We start from the raw sequence: 16,031 nt of genomic DNA, 5'->3' as shown, positions 1-16,031 counted from the left end.
TGCCCCCGGAATGCTCAGTTATTGAACTGTTCGGCCAGGATGCGGTCCGACCAGGAATGATCTGGATCGGACAGGATGCGGGCGCGAAGCTCCGGCATCTGCGCGACGCGCACCTGCAGCACAGACTTGATCTCCGTATTGTCGGCGACGGCATTCACGGGCCGCTTTTCCGGTTCCAGAATGGTGAGATCGACGCAGACCTGGTTGGGCAGAAGCGCACCGCGCCACCGGCGTGGCCGGAAGGCGGATACCGGCGTCATGGCCAGTAGCGGGGCTTCCAGTGGCAGGATCGGTCCATGGGCGGATAGGTTGTAAGCGGTGGAGCCGGCGGGCGTGGCGATCATGAGGCCATCGCAGATCAGTTCTTCCAGCCTGACCCTGCCGTCTATCACCACCTGCAGCTTTGCCGCCTGGTAGGATTGCCGAAACAGATAGACCTCGTTGATCGCCAGCGCTACCGATTCCGTTCCGTCGGTATTGACGGTTGTCATGCGAAGCGGATGAAACTCGTTCTCGACAGCGGCCGTCACCCGGGCATGGAGATTGTCCGAACGATAATCGTTCATCAGGAAGCCGACCGATCCGCAGTTCATGCCGTAAACCCGTTGGCCGCTGTGGATCGTTTCGTGGAGGGTCTGCAGCATGAAGCCGTCGCCGCCAAGCGCAACGACCATATCCGCCTCTTCCATGGGTACGTTGCCGTAAAGCCCGACCAGTTCTTCAAGCGCCGACTGCGAGTCCGGCGTATTGGAGGCGATGAAGGATAGCTTCGGAGGGCTGGACGACATGAACGAGCCTTATGACGGAGCCGCCGCCGATAGGCGTGCAAGGAATGCAGATGACCGGGCGAGGGTTAAGATCGATAAAAGCCGGCCGCTACTGCCAGATATAGAAAATACCGCACGAGACACAAGCGCTTTGCGAGAGAGACGCCACTGGATTGCACCACCCGGCGTCAGTACCCACCGGGCGGCTCTCTTGTCACGCGGCCGGTGCTGCCTTTGCCATGTCACATGGCGTCGCTCAGCTGAAACGACCTCGTGTCGAACCATACCAGTTTTCCCTTTACAGCCCGCCAGAATCTGGTAACTCCCACGGCCAGTGCCCTTGTAGCTCAGTTGGTAGAGCACCTGATTTGTAATCAGGGGGTCGCGGGTTCGAACCCTGCCGGGGGCACCAGTCTTTTAGAAGTTTTTTTGGCATGACGCCCAAGCTGTACATGCGCCGTCGATCCGACAGCCAGCCTCCCCAACATGAACAGCATATGACTTTGCGTTTCAGAAGTGGTTCAGCGGCTCCCGCCTAGAGGTGGGGCATGTCTACAATCACACGATCGGCGGTCGTACCGCCCGCGGTGGATTGGGCCGCTGCTCCGCGCCATGCCCGCTGGTGGGCTATGGAAGAAGGGGGCGAAGCCTTTTGGTATTGCGTTCCACAGCTTGCACCCATGACGGGCTTCTGGTTCTGCGACCAGCTGCCCGCACCCGGTTTCGGTTACACCGGCAATTGGCAATATAGCCTCACGGAAAGGCCGGGAAGGCCGAACGAATGAGGCTATACTAATTCGCCAGCCGTGCAATGGACGGAGAGCGTTAGCCGCTCCGTCCGCCGTCTCATCTTGCTTCCTTGGTGTGATCGGCCAAGCGGAGTCCCCAATGGCAGCCTGTATAGCCAAAATTCAACTCTAAGCTGTCTCGCCTCAAGGTTTGGCGCTACGGACTCTACTGCCTGCCGAATTCGTCGACGATGCGGATTATGTCGTCTTCGCCGAGATAGGATCCTGTCTGGACCTCGATCATTTCCAGCAGGATCTTGCCGGGATTGGCGAGGCGATGGACCTCGCCCTGGGGGATGTAGACGGATTCGTTCTCGCGCAAAGTCTTGATCTGGTCTCCGATCGTCACTTCGGCTGTTCCCTTGACGCAGATCCAATGCTCGGCGCGGTGATGGTGCTTCTGCAGCGACAGCTTCTTGCCCGGCGTCACGAACAAGCGTTTCACCTGGAAACGGTCGCCGTTGAGGATGGAGGTGTAGCCCCCCCAAGGACGGTAGGAAGTCGGATGCGTTTCAGTCAGTGCCGAGGTTGCCTTGGCGCCAGCGAGATGCTTGACGAGCTTGCCGACATTCTGGCTGTCGTCGAGACGGCCGACATAGATGGCGTCCTCGCTTGCCACCACGGCGACACCCTCCAGTCCCTGAACGGCCAGATGCCCGTGGCGCGACATGATCAGCGAGTTCTTCGTGTCCATGATCGTGGCATTGCCGGAGATGACATTGCCAGCCTCATCGCGCTTGCCGAGCTTCCAGACGGCGTCCCAGCTGCCCATGTCCGACCAGGTGAAGGAGGAGGGGACGACCGCCGCATTGGCGGTCTTTTCCATCAGCGCATAATCAACCGAGATGTCCGGGCTTGCGGCGAAGGCATCCGCATCCAGGCGGATGAAGTCGAGATCGCCTTGCGCGGTCTTCACGGCGGCAATGGCGGCCTCGGCCGCCTTGGGTGCAAAGCTCTTCAGCTCCGCCAATACCTGTCCTGCCTGGAACATGAAGATGCCGGAGTTCCAGACAAAGCCGCCAGAGGCAAGCATGTCTTCCGCTTGGGCCAAGGCCGGCTTTTCCACGAAGCGCTTGACTGCGTGGGCACCCGTCTTCAGCTCGGTGCCCACTTCGATATAACCATAGCCGGTGGCAGGTTCGGTCGGGGCGATGCCGAAGGTTACAAGCTTGCCGGCAGCAGCCGTCTCTCGAGCGATCCGGATGGCGCTGGTGTAGTCTTCGCCAGCGACAATCTCGTGATCGGAAGCGAGCACCTGCAGGATGGCTGTTTCGCCGAAACGGTTCGCCACAAAGGCGGCCGCAGCTGCGACGGCAGGTGCCGTGTTGCGGGCGACAGGCTCCAGAAGGATGGCAGCCAGCGTGGCGCCAAGCTCACGCGCCTGCTCGGCGGCCAGGAAGCGGAAGTCTTCATTGGTGATGACGATCGCCGGTTCGTAAAGCTCCGGATCGGACACACGCGACAGTGTCGCCTGGAAGAGCGTCCGGTCGCCGACGAACTGGATGAACTGCTTTGGCGCAGACGCCCGGGACAGCGGCCAGAGACGCGTGCCCTTGCCGCCTGCCATAATCACCGGAATGATTTTATTGCTCATGAACGAAGTCTCCCGTCGCCGCCTGGTGCCCGCGGTTATTGATTGTGATGTGCCGCCGCCCAGCGGCGAATGAGGTCGAGGCCTTGCCTCAGGAGGCTGGCTGCCGCTTCTTGTGTTTCCGCCTCGACATAGCAGCGCATTTCCGGGGCATTGCCTGAGGGGCGCAGATGCAGAATGCTGCCATCGGCAAGCGTTACCCGCAAGCCGTCGATGTCGCTCTGAGCCGCGATCGTGCCTATCGCTGCCAGGAAGTCGGCAAGCGCCCTCTCCGAACCACGCAGATGCGCCATCAGCGCCGCACTCGTCTCGACGGGAAAATCCTCTAGCCGGTCGGCAGCGGCGAAGGGAAGATGGAAAGCAGCGGCGATCTGAGACAGCGGCGCATTCCGCTCCTTGCGCAGATGGAGAACGGCCAGCGCCGGCAGAAAGCTGTCGCGGGTCGGAAGCGGCGCAAGAGGGCCACCGGCAACGGCAAATTCGGACCCTGTCAGCGTGCCGCCATTGGCCTCGAAGCCTACAACGCCCCTTGCTGGGCCTCCCGCCGTCTCTTCAAGCGCAGTATTCATGCCGGCGATCACGAAGGGCGATCCGACCCGGGTGCGCACCACGGTGAACCCGCCAGCCGCCTCGATGCCGGAATTAGAGGTGACAGGTGTGACGACCACGTCGGCGCCAAGGAACTGAGCCGCCGCCAGCCCGAGCAGATCGCCACGCAAGGGCTCACCCGTCTCGTCTGACACCAGCGGCCGGTCGCCGTCGCCGTCCGCAGAAACGATCGCATCCAACCTATGTTCGGCGGCCCATGCCTTGAGCTGACGCACTGTTTCGGAAGAGACCGCTTCCGTATCGACCGGAATGAAAGTCTCCGAGCGGCCAAGAGCAAGGACCTGGGCACCGTAATGCTCGAGCACTTCCACGAACAGGTCGCGGGCAACCGTGGAATGCTGGTAGACGCCGATCGTTAGACCGGAAAGTGCTTGGGCCGGCAAGAGGCTGGTATTGCGCGCCAGGAATAGCGCTGCTGCTTCTGCAGACTGATCCGGCGCCGTGCCGGGTCTTTCGTCTATGGCCGTGGCACCCAGTTCGGCGGCAATCGCGGTAATGCCCGCTTCGTCGCTCTTATCGATTTCGCCATCGGGACGATAGAATTTTATACCGTTGCGGTCGGCGGGGATATGGGAACCCGTCACCATCAGCGAGGCTGCGCCCAGCTTCAGCCCGTAAAGTGCCAAAGCCGGTGTCGCGATCGCGCCGCAGTCGATCGGCATCAGGCCGGCCCGTTCCAGCGCGCCGATGCAGGTTGCGGCAATGCCTGGGCTCGAAGGCCTGAAATCGCGCCCGACCAGGACTGGGCTACCCGGTTTCGCGGCCCCGATCGCTATCAAATGCCGCGCAAAGGCCTGCGCGTAAAGCGACGAGGTCCGTCCTTCAAGATCAACAACAAGACCGCGAAGGCCGCTCGTTCCGAATTTCATGCGATGTCCGTCGATTAGGTGCAGAGGATATTTAAACTCGTCCCGCCGCGGGATGCGCGATTCGACACGAAGGCTGCGTCATGCGTATGACAGGTGTAACGCAATCGAGGCGGGAAGGGGAGCTTTGACAAGGCGGAGGGTTAACAGCCCAGTAGGATTCGTAGCAGCGGTTCGTCGCAACGACTTCGATATTAGGCAAAGGTATCGGGTCAGGACCCTAGAAGCCCTTGCCGCCCCGGAACTCGGTGTAAAGCGTCCCCAAGATGATGCGGAGGTCTAGCCAAATCGAATAATTGTTGACGTAGTGAAGGTCGCAGGCGATGCGGGCTCGCGCCTTGGACGGTCGGTCGGTTGGGCCACGCAGTCCGCGCATTTGAGCAAGCCCCGTCATGCCCGGCCGCATCGTATGCCGCTCATGATATTCCGGCACGAGCTCTTCATAGGCAATGCCGGCGGCCAGCATCCCGACAGCATGGCAGCGAGGACCGACCAGGGACATATCCCCTTTTACTACATTCAGAAGCTGCGGAAGCTCGTCAATATTGAGACGGCGGATGATCTTGCCGATCCGCGTCACCCTTGGATCGTTGCGAACGGTCTGTGATACGCCGGAAAGGTCACAGGTGGCGGTATACATCGACCGAAACTTGAAAATCTTGATATGGCTACCGTCTTTGCCCCACCGGATTTGCCGGAACAAGATTGGTCCGGAGCTCTCCAGCCTGATTGCCGTGGCAATCGAGATGAGAAGAGGCAAAAGGACTATGAGTGCAACCAGGGAAATACTCAAATCCATTCCGCGTTTAAGAAAGAGCTCCCATGCGGGAGCGCTCCTTCTTTCATCGGAAAGCGATACGTCCGGCCGCGAATAGCCAGCGTGAGGAATTGGTTTAGTAGCATTCTCGAAAGCTGAGAACGAACTACTGTTGTCGAGCTCAAGGGTACGCAATGAACCACCAAAATATTGAGAATGATTAGTAATGCACTCTTTTGCGACGTAATAAACCAAGCTTAACGCTTTGTCAGCATCGAAATTAAGGGATGGTTAAACATGATGCTGCTGATGATTTGCGGTTACACTAGTCGAGGTTGTCGCTGCACTGCGACAACAAGAGAAAAGTATGAAATTCCTGCGAAAAACGAAGGAAATCTCGTGCTAAACGGCATTGACCAGAGCTTTTCGAGAATAAGCAAAAATGCTTATGTATGTCGGAGGTAAGATTGCACCCGTTCGAATTCATATAGGAAGCTGATTGAAACAGTGACCATTTTTAAAGTAGCATTTCCTTCTTCGAGTGATTATTAGCTAAGTTTCACATGAGGTTTGTATATGCGTCACTTTAATGAACTTGCATTGTCACTAAAATCATCCGCCTGAACATAATTTGTGCGATTAACTAACACCTTGCTCCGAGCTTGCCGCGGTGCAGCAGAAAGTTTAAAGCTATCAACGGGGACGCCGGACTTTCGGTGTCAGTATTGTTAAGATGACGCTCCATGCGTCTCTGTTGCTTATACGGATTATTCCTTAGGGGGACATGATGAGTGCGAATGTAAAGAGCAACGGCAAAGTTGCTCTTATCACTGGTGTGACCGGCCAAGATGGCTCCTACCTTGCCGAATTTCTTCTGGCGAAAGGATATGTGGTTCACGGCATCAAGCGGCGTGCATCCTTGTTCAACACATCGCGCGTGGATCACATCTACGAAGATCCGCATCTGGCCGATGCTCGGTTCAAGCTGCATTACGGCGATCTTTCCGACACCCTCAACTTGACCCGCCTCGTTCGCGATATAGAACCCGATGAGGTCTATAACCTGGGTGCGCAGTCCCATGTGGCTGTCAGCTTCGAAGCGCCGGAATATACTGCCGACGTGGATGCGATCGGCACCCTGCGGCTGCTCGAGTCGATCCGGTTCCTCGGGCTGGAAAAGAAGACGAGGTTCTATCAGGCCTCCACTTCGGAACTTTACGGCCTCGTCCAGGAAACTCCGCAGCGGGAAACGACACCCTTCTATCCTCGGTCGCCTTACGCGGTTGCCAAGCTTTACGCCTACTGGATCACGGTCAATTACCGTGAGGCTTATGGGATGTACGCCTGCAACGGTATCCTGTTCAACCACGAGTCTCCTCGCCGCGGCGAGACCTTCGTGACCCGCAAGATTACCCGCGGGTTGTCCAATATCGCAATGGGCCTCGAATCCTGCCTGTATATGGGTAATATCGATAGTCTGCGCGACTGGGGGCACGCAAAGGACTATGTTCGCATGCAGTGGATGATGCTGCAGCAGGACAAGCCCGAGGACTTCGTGATTTCGACCGGGCTGCAGTATTCCGTGCGTGAGTTCGTTCAGTGGACGGCGGCTGAATTGGGCATCACGCTGGAGTTCTCCGGCGAAGGCGTCAATGAGATCGCAACGGTCGCGGCCGTCAACGGGAACATGTCTCCTTCGCTGAAGGTTGGTGATGTGGTGTTACGTATCGATCCGCGCTACTTCCGACCTGCCGAAGTCGATACCTTGCTGGGCAGTTCCGAAAAGGCAAAGGAGAGGCTCGGCTGGGTGCCGGAAATTACTGCGCGCGAAATGTGTGCCGAAATGGTGGCCGAGGATCACAAGGCGGCCCGCCGCCACTCACTCCTGAAAGAGCACGGCCTGAGCCTGCCTGTCAGCCTGGAGGGCTAAGATGACCTACGAACTTACCGGCAAGAAGGTCTACGTCGCCGGTCATCGCGGCATGGTGGGATCGGCAATTGTGCGCAGGCTCGCCTCTGAAGGCTGCAAGGTGCTGACGGCCTCACGGGCGCAGATGGACCTTACCCGGCAGGACCAGGTGGAGGCCTGGATGGAGAAGAACCGCCCGGACGCCGTCTTTGTGGCTGCCGCCAAGGTGGGCGGCATTCTTGCCAATGACAGCTATCCGGCCGACTTCCTCTACGACAACCTGATCCTGGAAGCCAACCTCATCCATGCCGCCCATAAGGTTGGCGTGGAGAAGCTGATGTTTCTCGGCTCTTCCTGCATCTATCCCAAGCTTGCCGACCAGCCGATCGTCGAAGAGGCGTTGCTGACCGGCCCGCTCGAGCCGACCAATGAATGGTATGCGATTGCCAAGATTGCCGGCATCAAGCTCTGCCAGGCCTATCGCCGGCAGCATGGTCGTGACTTTATCTCCGCCATGCCGACCAATCTCTATGGCCCTGGCGACAATTTCGACCTGAAATCGAGCCATGTCATGCCGGCGCTGATCCGCAAGGCGCATGAGGCAAAGGTCAATCACCAGGCGGAGATCACGATCTGGGGCACGGGCACGCCGCGGCGGGAATTCCTGCATGTGGACGACTGCGCCGATGCCTGCGTTCACCTGATGAAGACCTATTCGGACGACAGCCATGTCAATGTCGGCTCCGGCGAGGACGTCACCATCCTCGAACTGACGAAGCTCGTCTGCCGGGTGGTCGGCTTCCAGGGCAGGATCGTGCACGACCTGTCCAAACCGGACGGTACGCCGCGCAAGCTGATGAGTGCCGCCAAGCTCCGCGGTCTCGGCTGGGCGCCGACGATCGCGCTCGAGGAGGGTATCGCGACTGCCTACCAGGCTTTCCTCAACGGCGAATATCTGGAGCGCCGGCAGGGGGATGCGGCCTGATGGTTGCAGCTTTGCCGTCAATCGCAGTTGAAGATGCAGTCCCGCCCGCAGCTTCAGGGGAAGCCGCTTTGGCAACCAGGCAGCGCGTCATCGTCTACTGCATGAATTTCGCGCCGGAGATTGCAGGCGTCGGGAAATACACCGGGGAAATCGCCGAACATCTGATAGCGGAGGGTGCGGACGTCACCGTCGTCACCACGCCGCCTCATTATCCGGGCTGGCGGGTGCAGTCGGGCTATGGCAACCGTTATTCCACCTCCATGCAGGATGGCATGCGGGTGCTCCGGGTGCCGCTGATACTGCGCCGGAACATGAAAGGCATATGGAGGCTGATCGCCCCTCTGTCCTTTGCGGCGACTTCCGCACCTGTCATTTTCTGGCAGATCCTGCGCACGCGGCCAGCGACTGTCTTCTGCATCGAACCCACCTTGTTCGCGGCGCCCATCGCCCAGTTGGCGGCAAAGCTCGTAGGGTCCCAGGTGGTTCTTCATGTCCAGGACCTGGAGGTCGATGCGGCTTTCGCAGTCGGGCATCTAGGATCCAAGACCTGGCTGAAGAAGCTCGGCTATGCCTTCGAACGCATGACCCTTCACGGCTTCGACCGCGTTGTCACCATTTCCAACCGCATGGCGGACAAGTTGGTGGAAAAGGGACTTGCTGCCGAACGGGTTTCGGTGGTGCGAAACTGGGTGGATCTGTCGCATATCTTCCCCATGCGCGAGATCAGCCCCTACCGCGCGGAGCTTGGCTTTGGCGAGCGGGATTTCGTCGTTCTGTATTCCGGCAATATTGGCGCGAAACAGGGCCTGAACATATTGCTGCAAGCAGCGGAGCAATTGCGCCCGGCCTCCCATATCCATTTCGTCGTCGCAGGCGAGGGGCCGGCAAAGGCAGATCTTCAGTCGCGCTACGGCCACTTGCCCAATATTCGTTTCCTGCCCTTTCAGCCCTATTCGCGGCTCAACGAATTCCTCAATATGCCCGATCTGCATGTGCTTCCCCAGGAAAGGGATGCGGCAGACCTGGTACTGCCGTCAAAACTCGGTGGCATGCTGGCGAGCGGCCAGCCGATCCTGGTCACAGCGGACCCAGACACCGAGCTCGCGCATGTGTTGGGCGATGCGGTATGCTATTGCGAGCCTGGCAATGCGGGGGCGCTGGCGGATGCTATCCAAGCCGTGACAATAGGCCCTGCGGGTCGAAAGGACGCTCGGCTCGAGATCGCGGGAACCCTTGGCAAAGACGAGTGCCTGCGGATGATCAGCCTTGCGGTCGCGCCCGCGCCCTCCACGGATTGAGCGCCGATCATGTCGCGTCTTCGCAACCATGGTGGGTGGATCGGTCAAGGCGTCCGGTCTTACGCCCGTGCGCTGAGCGAAAAAGCGAAGAGCAGGAAACCATCTTCACTCTTTGGTGCATTTTGAGAGCGTAAGTGGACGGCTCAAGTATCGTGCGGCAGAGGCAGAACAAGGCAGCGACCAGGATGACGATCCCGCCGGGAGGGCGTTGATGTTTATTCCCCTGATGATCCTGGGTGTGCTTCCCTTCATCCAGCTGGGAGTATCCTATTACGCTTCTGTCGGCGTGGTGGGTGGGCTCATCCTGTTTTGGTTTCAGCGGGCGCACCTGCTTGTGCTGTTCCAGCGCTTCCTTTTGGCGCGCCTGGCCATAGTGGCCTTGATGATCCTGTTTACGTGGGGATATCCCGGCTCCAGCAGCGATGTTCTTCGCGCGGCTCGCGAAGGCATCTTCTTCTTTCTGGTAACCGGGTGCGTCGGCTGGCGGTTGCCTGGCCTTGAGGGCAGCGTGACCAACGCCGCCCGCTACACGAAGCTCTTGTTGCTGGGGCTCCTCGGTCTCACGCTGCTGCAGACGTTCTTCTTGAGCCGTGGCGTCTACTTCGGTATCCCGCGCGCGCTGTTCAGCCAGAACTCCAATACGATTGCGGGTGAACTGGACCTTTACTATTCGGATATCCGACCGAACGGACCTTACGGCGAGCCGTCCTATCTGGGAGGTGTGTGCCTCTGCCTGATGTTCGCCTTTGGCCCGATCCTGCTCAAGAAGAGCTCGGTCAATCATAACACAGTGCTTGCCCTCATCGTCGTCATCGTTTCCAGATCGTTTTCAGGCCTTGTCTTCTGCCTGCTCATGCTGTTTTCCAACCTTTGGAAGCTCGTCAGCAGCTTTACGACGAAGCTTTTCGTTCTGGCTGGCATCGTGGTGGTCTGCGCCGGGTTGTTGATGACGGAGAACACGGTGACATCACGTCTTGACCGGCTGCGCTCCGGTGAGGACGTATCCTCCATGGCGCGCGTGGTGCAGCCGATCGCGATGATTCCGGACATATTGACCAGGAACCCGACGGGCATTCCGCTAAATGCGTTCATGGAACTAGGCTATGTTCCTGCTGTCGGGGTCTATTCGGAAGATCTCGTCCACAATGCTTTGCTGAACCTGATCCTGAACTACGGCTGGCTCGGTTTGATTGCCATAGGTGTCTGGATGTGCGTTCTGCCTGACTTCAACAGCAGGTTGTTCATGCTGCTTCTCGCCATGCAGAACGGCGCCATTCTAACGCCGGACAAGTTCGTGTTAATCGCGTTGTCGTTTATGATCTACAACAGCTGCCGGGCGAGTTTGCCTTCACGCGCCCCTGATCAGCTTAAGGTCGGCGCGCAGCCTTCCGCGCAGCATGAGCAGGTCGTCTACCGGCCGATAACGGAGACCAAGCCTTGGAACTGACATGTTGCGGCTCATCGCTTTTAGGCAGGAGATCAAGATCGTGAGAATCCTGCGCATCATTTCCGATGTCGATCCTCGGGCGGGCGGGCCTGTCGAGGGCTTGCGGCTAAGTTCGATGGCCTTGGCGGAAATGGGCCATGAGACCGAGGTGGTATGTCTTGACGATCCTCAGGCTGCCTATGTCTCCAGTTTTCCTTTTCCGGTGCATGCCTGTGGACCCGTTGCCAGAAAGTATGGCTATACGCCTGCCTTGAGCCGCTGGATCCTTGCCAATGGCCATCGTTTCGATGCGGCGGCAGTGCATGGGCTTTGGAACCACGCTTCCATCGGGGGGTGGCAAGGCCTGCGTCGCGCCAAGCTACCTTATGTCGTCTTCACACACGGCATGATGGACCCTTGGTTCAAACAGACTGCTCCTCTCAAGCACTGGGCCAAGCAGGCTTTCTGGCTGGCTTGGCAGGGCAAAGTTTTACGTGATGCGCAGGCGGTGCTGTTCACCTCCGAGGAAGAGCGGCGGCAAGCGCGCGGCATATTCTGGGGATATGATTATGCCGAGCGAGTCGTGGCCTATGGTTCCAGCGGGCCATCAGCAGATGCGCAAGGGGAGATAGCGGCATTCCATGCTCGCCTGCCGGAAGTTTCCGGCAAACGCTTCCTGCTGTTTCTAAGCCGCATTCACTCCAAAAAGGGGTGCGACCTGTTGTTGGAGGCGTTTGCGTCCGTTGCCGGCAAATACCCCGATGTCGATCTTGTCATCGCCGGGCCGGATCAGGTCGGCTTGAAAGCGCTCCTGATGGAACGTGCCGAGAAGGCAGGCCTGACGGCCCGCATCCACTGGCCGGGCATGCTTTCCGGTCCCGCTAAATGGGGCGCTTTTCGTGCAGCGGAAGCGTTCGTGCTGCCGTCCCACCAGGAGAATTTCGGCATCGTGGTTGCCGAAGCCATGGCTTGCGGCACGCCCGTGCTCATCACGGACAAGGTCAATATCTGGCGGCAGGTCGAAGCCAGCGGCGGCGGTCTTGTTCGTCCCGACACACTCACCGGCATCACCGATCTGCTTATGGCCTGGTTTGATTTGGCCGGGGAAAGGCGAGACGAGATGAGGTACGCAGCCAGACTTGGCTTTGAACGGCATTTTCGTGCGGATGTTGCGGCACGTGATCTTGCCGACGCCCTGCAGCTTGCCGCTGGAAAGAAGGCGGCATGACACCGCTTGACGCCAAACAGGCCCGATCACGCGAAGGCGGACCGAGTTTTCCGTTGTCTCACCGGCTTCTGCGGTTGGCCTGGAGCCTTACTTGGACTTTGCTGGGGCGGTGGACGCCGGTGCCCTTCCATGGCTGGCGCCGTTTTCTGCTGTGCAGCTTCGGTGCGGACCTGCATCCCACGGCCAGGGTCTATCCGACGGTGAAGGTCTGGTATCCGCCCAATCTCGCCATGCGGGAACATGCTTGCCTAGGGCCTGACGTCAATTGCTACTGCATGGACCGTATCGAACTTGGGCCTTACGCAGTGGTGTCACAGGGCACCTATCTTTGCGGCGGCAGCCATGACGTCGATGACCCCCATTTCCAGCTTATTACCAAGCCTATCCTCATCGGGTGCAATGCCTGGGTGGCGGCTCAAGCCTTTGTCGGCCCCGGCGTGACCGTCGGGGAGGGCGCGGTCCTCGGCGCCCGCAGTGTCACGGTCAAAAACCTCGAACCCTATACGATTTATGCCGGAAACCCTGCCAAACTCCTGCGGAAACGCAAGCTTGACGGAGCCGGTGCGTGACGATTCTTGCGCTTTAGGGTCAAGGCTTCCGGCGGTGCCGCAGCCGACAGTAAGAATGCGATTGACCGAAATGATGATCGAGCCAGGGTACGGTCCAAATCCTCGCCCGAATGTGGATAGTAGGCTTCCTCGGCAACTATTGGTTCCTCTGGGCCTGTTAGCGCTTTGGGTCATACGGCTCACATATTCGGCGATTGAGAATAAAGGAATTACGCGGCATCTTGCGCGCATCGGCCGGTTCACCCTACAGATCTACCTTGCGCAAGACGTTTACTTCAAAATCCTGAAGCTGGCCGAGATCGAGATTGCTCCAACTCCATTCTGGTTTGGAGCGCTACCGGCAAGCTTGTTGTTCGCTGGCTTGGTCACTCTACTCGTTATCCGTACGGGTAATTCGCCGTTCTCACTCTCGTTATGGGGCATATCACGCAAGGGAAAGCAGCCGGGCTTGGCGGAAGCCCGGCTGCTTTGGGATAGTAAGCGCCGGCAGGAAGGTCTGTTGCCGGCGCTTAGCCTTACGTCCAGCCGAGGGCGGTCATTTTGGCCGAGATCGTGTTGGCATCGACGCCGTAGCCGGTGTCGTTGTGGTGGATCGTGTCCGAGGTCGCCAGATAGGCGGGGTTCGGATAGCCGCCGGCAGCCGTGCAGATCGGCGTGTACATGTCGGCGATCAATGATCCCCATTGCGAAGCTGCCAGTTGCGCATTCACATATTGCGCAGCCGCTACGACACCGGCATTCCAGGCAGTCGAAGTGACGCTGTTGCAGATGATCGTCTTGGCCCCGGATTTGCGATTGCCCATGATCTGCGCCAGCCTGGTCAGCACCGTGTTGGCCCAGGTTGGTCCATCGCCCGTTGCATCGTTTTCTGGTCCCCAGATGATCATGTCGAGGCTCTTCGCGCGCGGATCGGCAAGCACGCGGTCGGCAAAGGAAGCGCTCCCAGCGGCATAGGTCTGACCGCCAAGCCCGAGATTGCTGATCGACCGGCCTGGCTTGAGCCCGCGAAGTTGAGAGACAACGTCATTGCCGGCGGTTGCGCCCGTTCCCTCGACCAGACTGTGACCGAAGAACAGGGTCGCATTCGACGGCACATAGAAGGACGGGTCGGTGCCCGGCGACAGAAGCTCGGCATAGCCGGAGTTCATAGCGACCGTGTCGGCGGCCACTGCGCCCAAGTAGAAACGGATCTCGCTTGTCTGGTCGAAATCGATCAACCTCGTCTCCTGTGTCGGCGGCGTGCTGTAGGTGGCGAAGGCCACGGATGCCGAGCGCGCCCGGGCACCCAAATTTGCAGAACCTGCATTCTTCGCGATGTAGTTGGTAAAGCTACCCGCCGCCACCGAACCAGTCGCGCCGTTGAAGACGTTCACCGAATCCATGAAGCCGAACTTGCGGTCGGCACTGAAGGTCAGTTCTGCGCGCCAGTTGAAAAACAGCAGCGAGGCGTTGATGAAGGCCTGCGTGATCACCACTTCATTGGCGCCCTGCGCGACGGTCACCTTCAGGTTGTGACCGCCATTGGCGGTCCCGAACTTGTTGATATGGCCACCGAAGCGAAGGGTCGCGTTCGGCGTGATTGCGCCTGCCGGCACGGGGCAAACGAATGCCGGAAGATAGGTGGTGTTGCCGCTGCCCCGCATCGGTCCGCTTTCGGCGCCAACCATGAGCATTTTGGATCGAGCGCTTTTTGCTTCCGATAGTAACCGTGTATTGGCCATTATGCAGTCTCCAGAAGGTAAGAGCCGTCCTGATCGAGCAGGTACGCGCCGTCGCTGTCAGTCAGGTAGATGTTGTTGTCTGGTAGGATGGTGATGTTTTGCGAGATTTCCGTTAGGTTTCCGTCGCCATCATCAAGTATAAAATCCAGATTGTAGGATCCCGGCGCGAGAACGCCTGGGATATCTGACGCATTCTGGAATATATCCAATCCAGAACCGTTATCGGTTAGTGTATATGAGAATCGCACTGTGCTTCACTCCCGCAATCGATTCCGCAATACCGAAGTATTGCCGTGATATTCATGCGTTTTTGGTGGGAGGAATGTCTTCAACCAATAGGTTGCCATCCTCATCCGAGAGGTAGGCACCATCATCGTCCAGCAGGAAGACATAGCCGGGCGGAGGCAGGTTCAAGGCTGATGTCCTGGGGATCCCAGGGCAGAGGGAGAGGTTGATACCGATCATGCAAGCCATCCCGTGGCTTCCGGCGAATGCGTTGCAGCACCAGTTTCTACCTTGCTTCTCGTCATTGCTTTCTCCGTCGCGGTTGCGCTGCCAAGCCATTGAGCCGGCAGGTCAGGAGCAAGTGTAGAAGCGCGCTGAGGGGTGGGGATGAATCACATTGGGCAGAAACGACGGGGCCTGCGCAGTCATGGTCGCGCCGTGCGGCTATCTGCCTAAAATCATGGATGATCGGCGTGGCGACGCTCAACCTTTTTATAGTGCAAGCCGGTCTATTCGACCGGTATTTATCCCCGTCTCATCTTGAACGGCCGGGCTGTTATCCTGGAGCGTTGGGACCCGTTTACGCGGTCTCTACAGCCGACCGATGAAGACCGTGCAGGAGCAGTTCCATATGGGCCTTGATGTAGGCCTCCTTGTCCACTTCCCTGCGGTCGCCAAAGATCAGCCGCATCACGGTGACTGTGACAATCGGAGCGACCATGAGTTCCGCGAAACCTGCCGGTCCAGGATGGAACTGCCCCAGGCCGACGCCCTCGGCCAGAATAGCCTCGACACTGGCGATGACTGGGTTGACGAAATCCCGCTCGTGCCGCTCGACGATATCCGGAAATTTCGGACCTTCCGAAATCACAAGTCTCATGACTTCGCGTGTCTGGCGATCGTCGAAAAGCTGCTCATAGACCATACGCAGAAGCGCCGTCAGTTTCTCTGGCGGGGATCCGACAAGCGTCTCCGCATTTGTCGCAATCTCTCCAAATGGGCGGGAGACGTGGCGAATCATTGACTCGAACAGCAGCTCCTTGGTTTCGAAGTAGACATAGACCGTTCCTTTCGTCACCCCGACGCGTTCCGCAATGTCCTCCACGCGCGTCGCGGCATAGCCGTTCTTGACGAATTCCTCGAAAGCAGCGTCGAGAATCTGCAACGGCCGCTGCGCTTTCTGCTCCGCCCGCGTCAGCTTTCGTTCCTTGACCATTGCACTGAACCCCGCATCGTATTTTCCTGGCATCACCCTCGCCACATACCATTGACTTACGGGTCAGTCAAATTTA

At 58.7% G+C, this 16,031-nt stretch carries 14 protein-coding genes and 1 tRNA gene; 8 read left to right on the top strand and 7 right to left on the bottom strand.

Annotated elements, in window-relative coordinates; translation table 11 throughout:
- Positions 1 to 14: 14 nt before the first annotated feature.
- Positions 15 to 788 carry an NAD kinase gene (locus EPK99_RS09345; RefSeq protein ID WP_128442758.1) on the bottom strand — a complete coding sequence of 258 codons (774 nt, stop codon included), beginning with the start codon at positions 786 to 788 and terminating at the stop codon, positions 15 to 17.
- Between the two features lie 315 nt (positions 789 to 1,103).
- On the opposite strand from EPK99_RS09345, the gene EPK99_RS09340 reads away from it, so the two are divergent.
- Together EPK99_RS09340 and EPK99_RS09335 are read left to right on the top strand one after the other, a co-directional pair.
- A tRNA-Thr gene (locus EPK99_RS09340) sits at positions 1,104 to 1,179 on the top strand.
- Positions 1,180 to 1,315: 136 nt separating this feature from the next.
- On the top strand, positions 1,316 to 1,552 hold the full coding sequence (locus EPK99_RS09335; protein WP_128442757.1) for a hypothetical protein: 237 nt from the start codon (positions 1,316 to 1,318) through the stop codon (positions 1,550 to 1,552).
- Between the two features lie 169 nt (positions 1,553 to 1,721).
- On the opposite strand, the gene EPK99_RS09330 is transcribed toward EPK99_RS09335, so the two are convergent.
- The 3 genes from EPK99_RS09330 to EPK99_RS09320 form a co-directional block, all read right to left on the bottom strand.
- Positions 1,722 to 3,149 carry a mannose-1-phosphate guanylyltransferase/mannose-6-phosphate isomerase gene (locus EPK99_RS09330; protein ID WP_128442756.1) on the bottom strand — a complete coding sequence of 476 codons (1,428 nt, stop codon included), beginning with the start codon at positions 3,147 to 3,149 and terminating at the stop codon, positions 1,722 to 1,724.
- Positions 3,150 to 3,184: 35 nt separating this feature from the next.
- On the bottom strand, positions 3,185 to 4,624 hold the full coding sequence (locus EPK99_RS09325; protein WP_128442755.1) for a phosphomannomutase: 1,440 nt from the start codon (positions 4,622 to 4,624) through the stop codon (positions 3,185 to 3,187).
- A gap of 217 nt (positions 4,625 to 4,841) precedes the next feature.
- Positions 4,842 to 5,573 carry a sugar transferase gene (locus EPK99_RS09320; protein ID WP_425374192.1) on the bottom strand — a complete coding sequence of 244 codons (732 nt, stop codon included), beginning with the start codon at positions 5,571 to 5,573 and terminating at the stop codon, positions 4,842 to 4,844.
- Between the two features lie 592 nt (positions 5,574 to 6,165).
- Here EPK99_RS09320 and gmd point away from each other — a divergent pair.
- The 6 genes from gmd to EPK99_RS09290 all read left to right on the top strand — a co-directional run bounded on the left by gmd (position 6,166) and on the right by EPK99_RS09290 (position 12,793).
- A complete protein-coding gene (gene gmd, locus EPK99_RS09315; RefSeq protein WP_128442754.1) occupies positions 6,166 to 7,308 on the top strand; it encodes a GDP-mannose 4,6-dehydratase in 1,143 nt (380 codons plus the stop codon).
- A 1-nt stretch (position 7,309) separates the two neighbouring features.
- Positions 7,310 to 8,272, top strand: a complete 963-nt coding sequence (fcl, locus tag EPK99_RS09310) for a GDP-L-fucose synthase (protein ID WP_128442753.1) — start codon at positions 7,310 to 7,312, stop codon at positions 8,270 to 8,272.
- 68 nt (positions 8,273 to 8,340) lie between these two features.
- Positions 8,341 to 9,570 (top strand): WcaI family glycosyltransferase, encoded by a 1,230-nt coding sequence (locus EPK99_RS09305; protein WP_245582380.1) that lies wholly within the window; start codon positions 8,341 to 8,343, stop codon positions 9,568 to 9,570.
- A gap of 211 nt (positions 9,571 to 9,781) precedes the next feature.
- The gene (locus EPK99_RS09300) at positions 9,782 to 11,017 is read left to right on the top strand and encodes an O-antigen ligase family protein (protein WP_128442751.1); all 1,236 of its coding nucleotides are present in this window, start codon (positions 9,782 to 9,784) and stop codon (positions 11,015 to 11,017) included.
- A 40-nt stretch (positions 11,018 to 11,057) separates the two neighbouring features.
- Positions 11,058 to 12,224, top strand: a complete 1,167-nt coding sequence (locus tag EPK99_RS09295; RefSeq protein WP_128442750.1) for a glycosyltransferase — start codon at positions 11,058 to 11,060, stop codon at positions 12,222 to 12,224.
- Positions 12,221 to 12,793 carry an LbetaH domain-containing protein gene (locus EPK99_RS09290; RefSeq protein WP_128442749.1) on the top strand — a complete coding sequence of 191 codons (573 nt, stop codon included), beginning with the start codon at positions 12,221 to 12,223 and terminating at the stop codon, positions 12,791 to 12,793. Before EPK99_RS09295 ends, EPK99_RS09290 begins: the two co-directional genes overlap by 4 nt.
- Before the next feature lie 515 nt (positions 12,794 to 13,308).
- Here EPK99_RS09290 and EPK99_RS09285 read toward each other — a convergent pair.
- From EPK99_RS09285 to EPK99_RS09280, 3 genes are all read right to left on the bottom strand, one after another.
- Positions 13,309 to 14,466 carry an SGNH/GDSL hydrolase family protein gene (locus tag EPK99_RS09285; RefSeq protein WP_128442748.1) on the bottom strand — a complete coding sequence of 386 codons (1,158 nt, stop codon included), beginning with the start codon at positions 14,464 to 14,466 and terminating at the stop codon, positions 13,309 to 13,311.
- A gap of 348 nt (positions 14,467 to 14,814) precedes the next feature.
- Entirely contained in the window at positions 14,815 to 14,979 is a 165-nt protein-coding gene (locus EPK99_RS25280) for a hypothetical protein (RefSeq protein ID WP_164901741.1), read from the bottom strand.
- A 340-nt stretch (positions 14,980 to 15,319) separates the two neighbouring features.
- Positions 15,320 to 15,955 (bottom strand): TetR/AcrR family transcriptional regulator, encoded by a 636-nt coding sequence (locus EPK99_RS09280; RefSeq protein WP_128442747.1) that lies wholly within the window; start codon positions 15,953 to 15,955, stop codon positions 15,320 to 15,322.
- Positions 15,956 to 16,031 lie beyond the last annotated feature (76 nt).

Origin of the sequence: Neorhizobium lilium (genome assembly GCF_004053875.1) — a bacterium.
In the GTDB taxonomy this organism is placed as follows: domain Bacteria; phylum Pseudomonadota; class Alphaproteobacteria; order Rhizobiales; family Rhizobiaceae; genus Neorhizobium; species Neorhizobium lilii.
The sequence above is the reverse complement of the archived record's forward strand: the minus strand, read 5'-3'. Positions and strand labels throughout refer to the sequence as shown.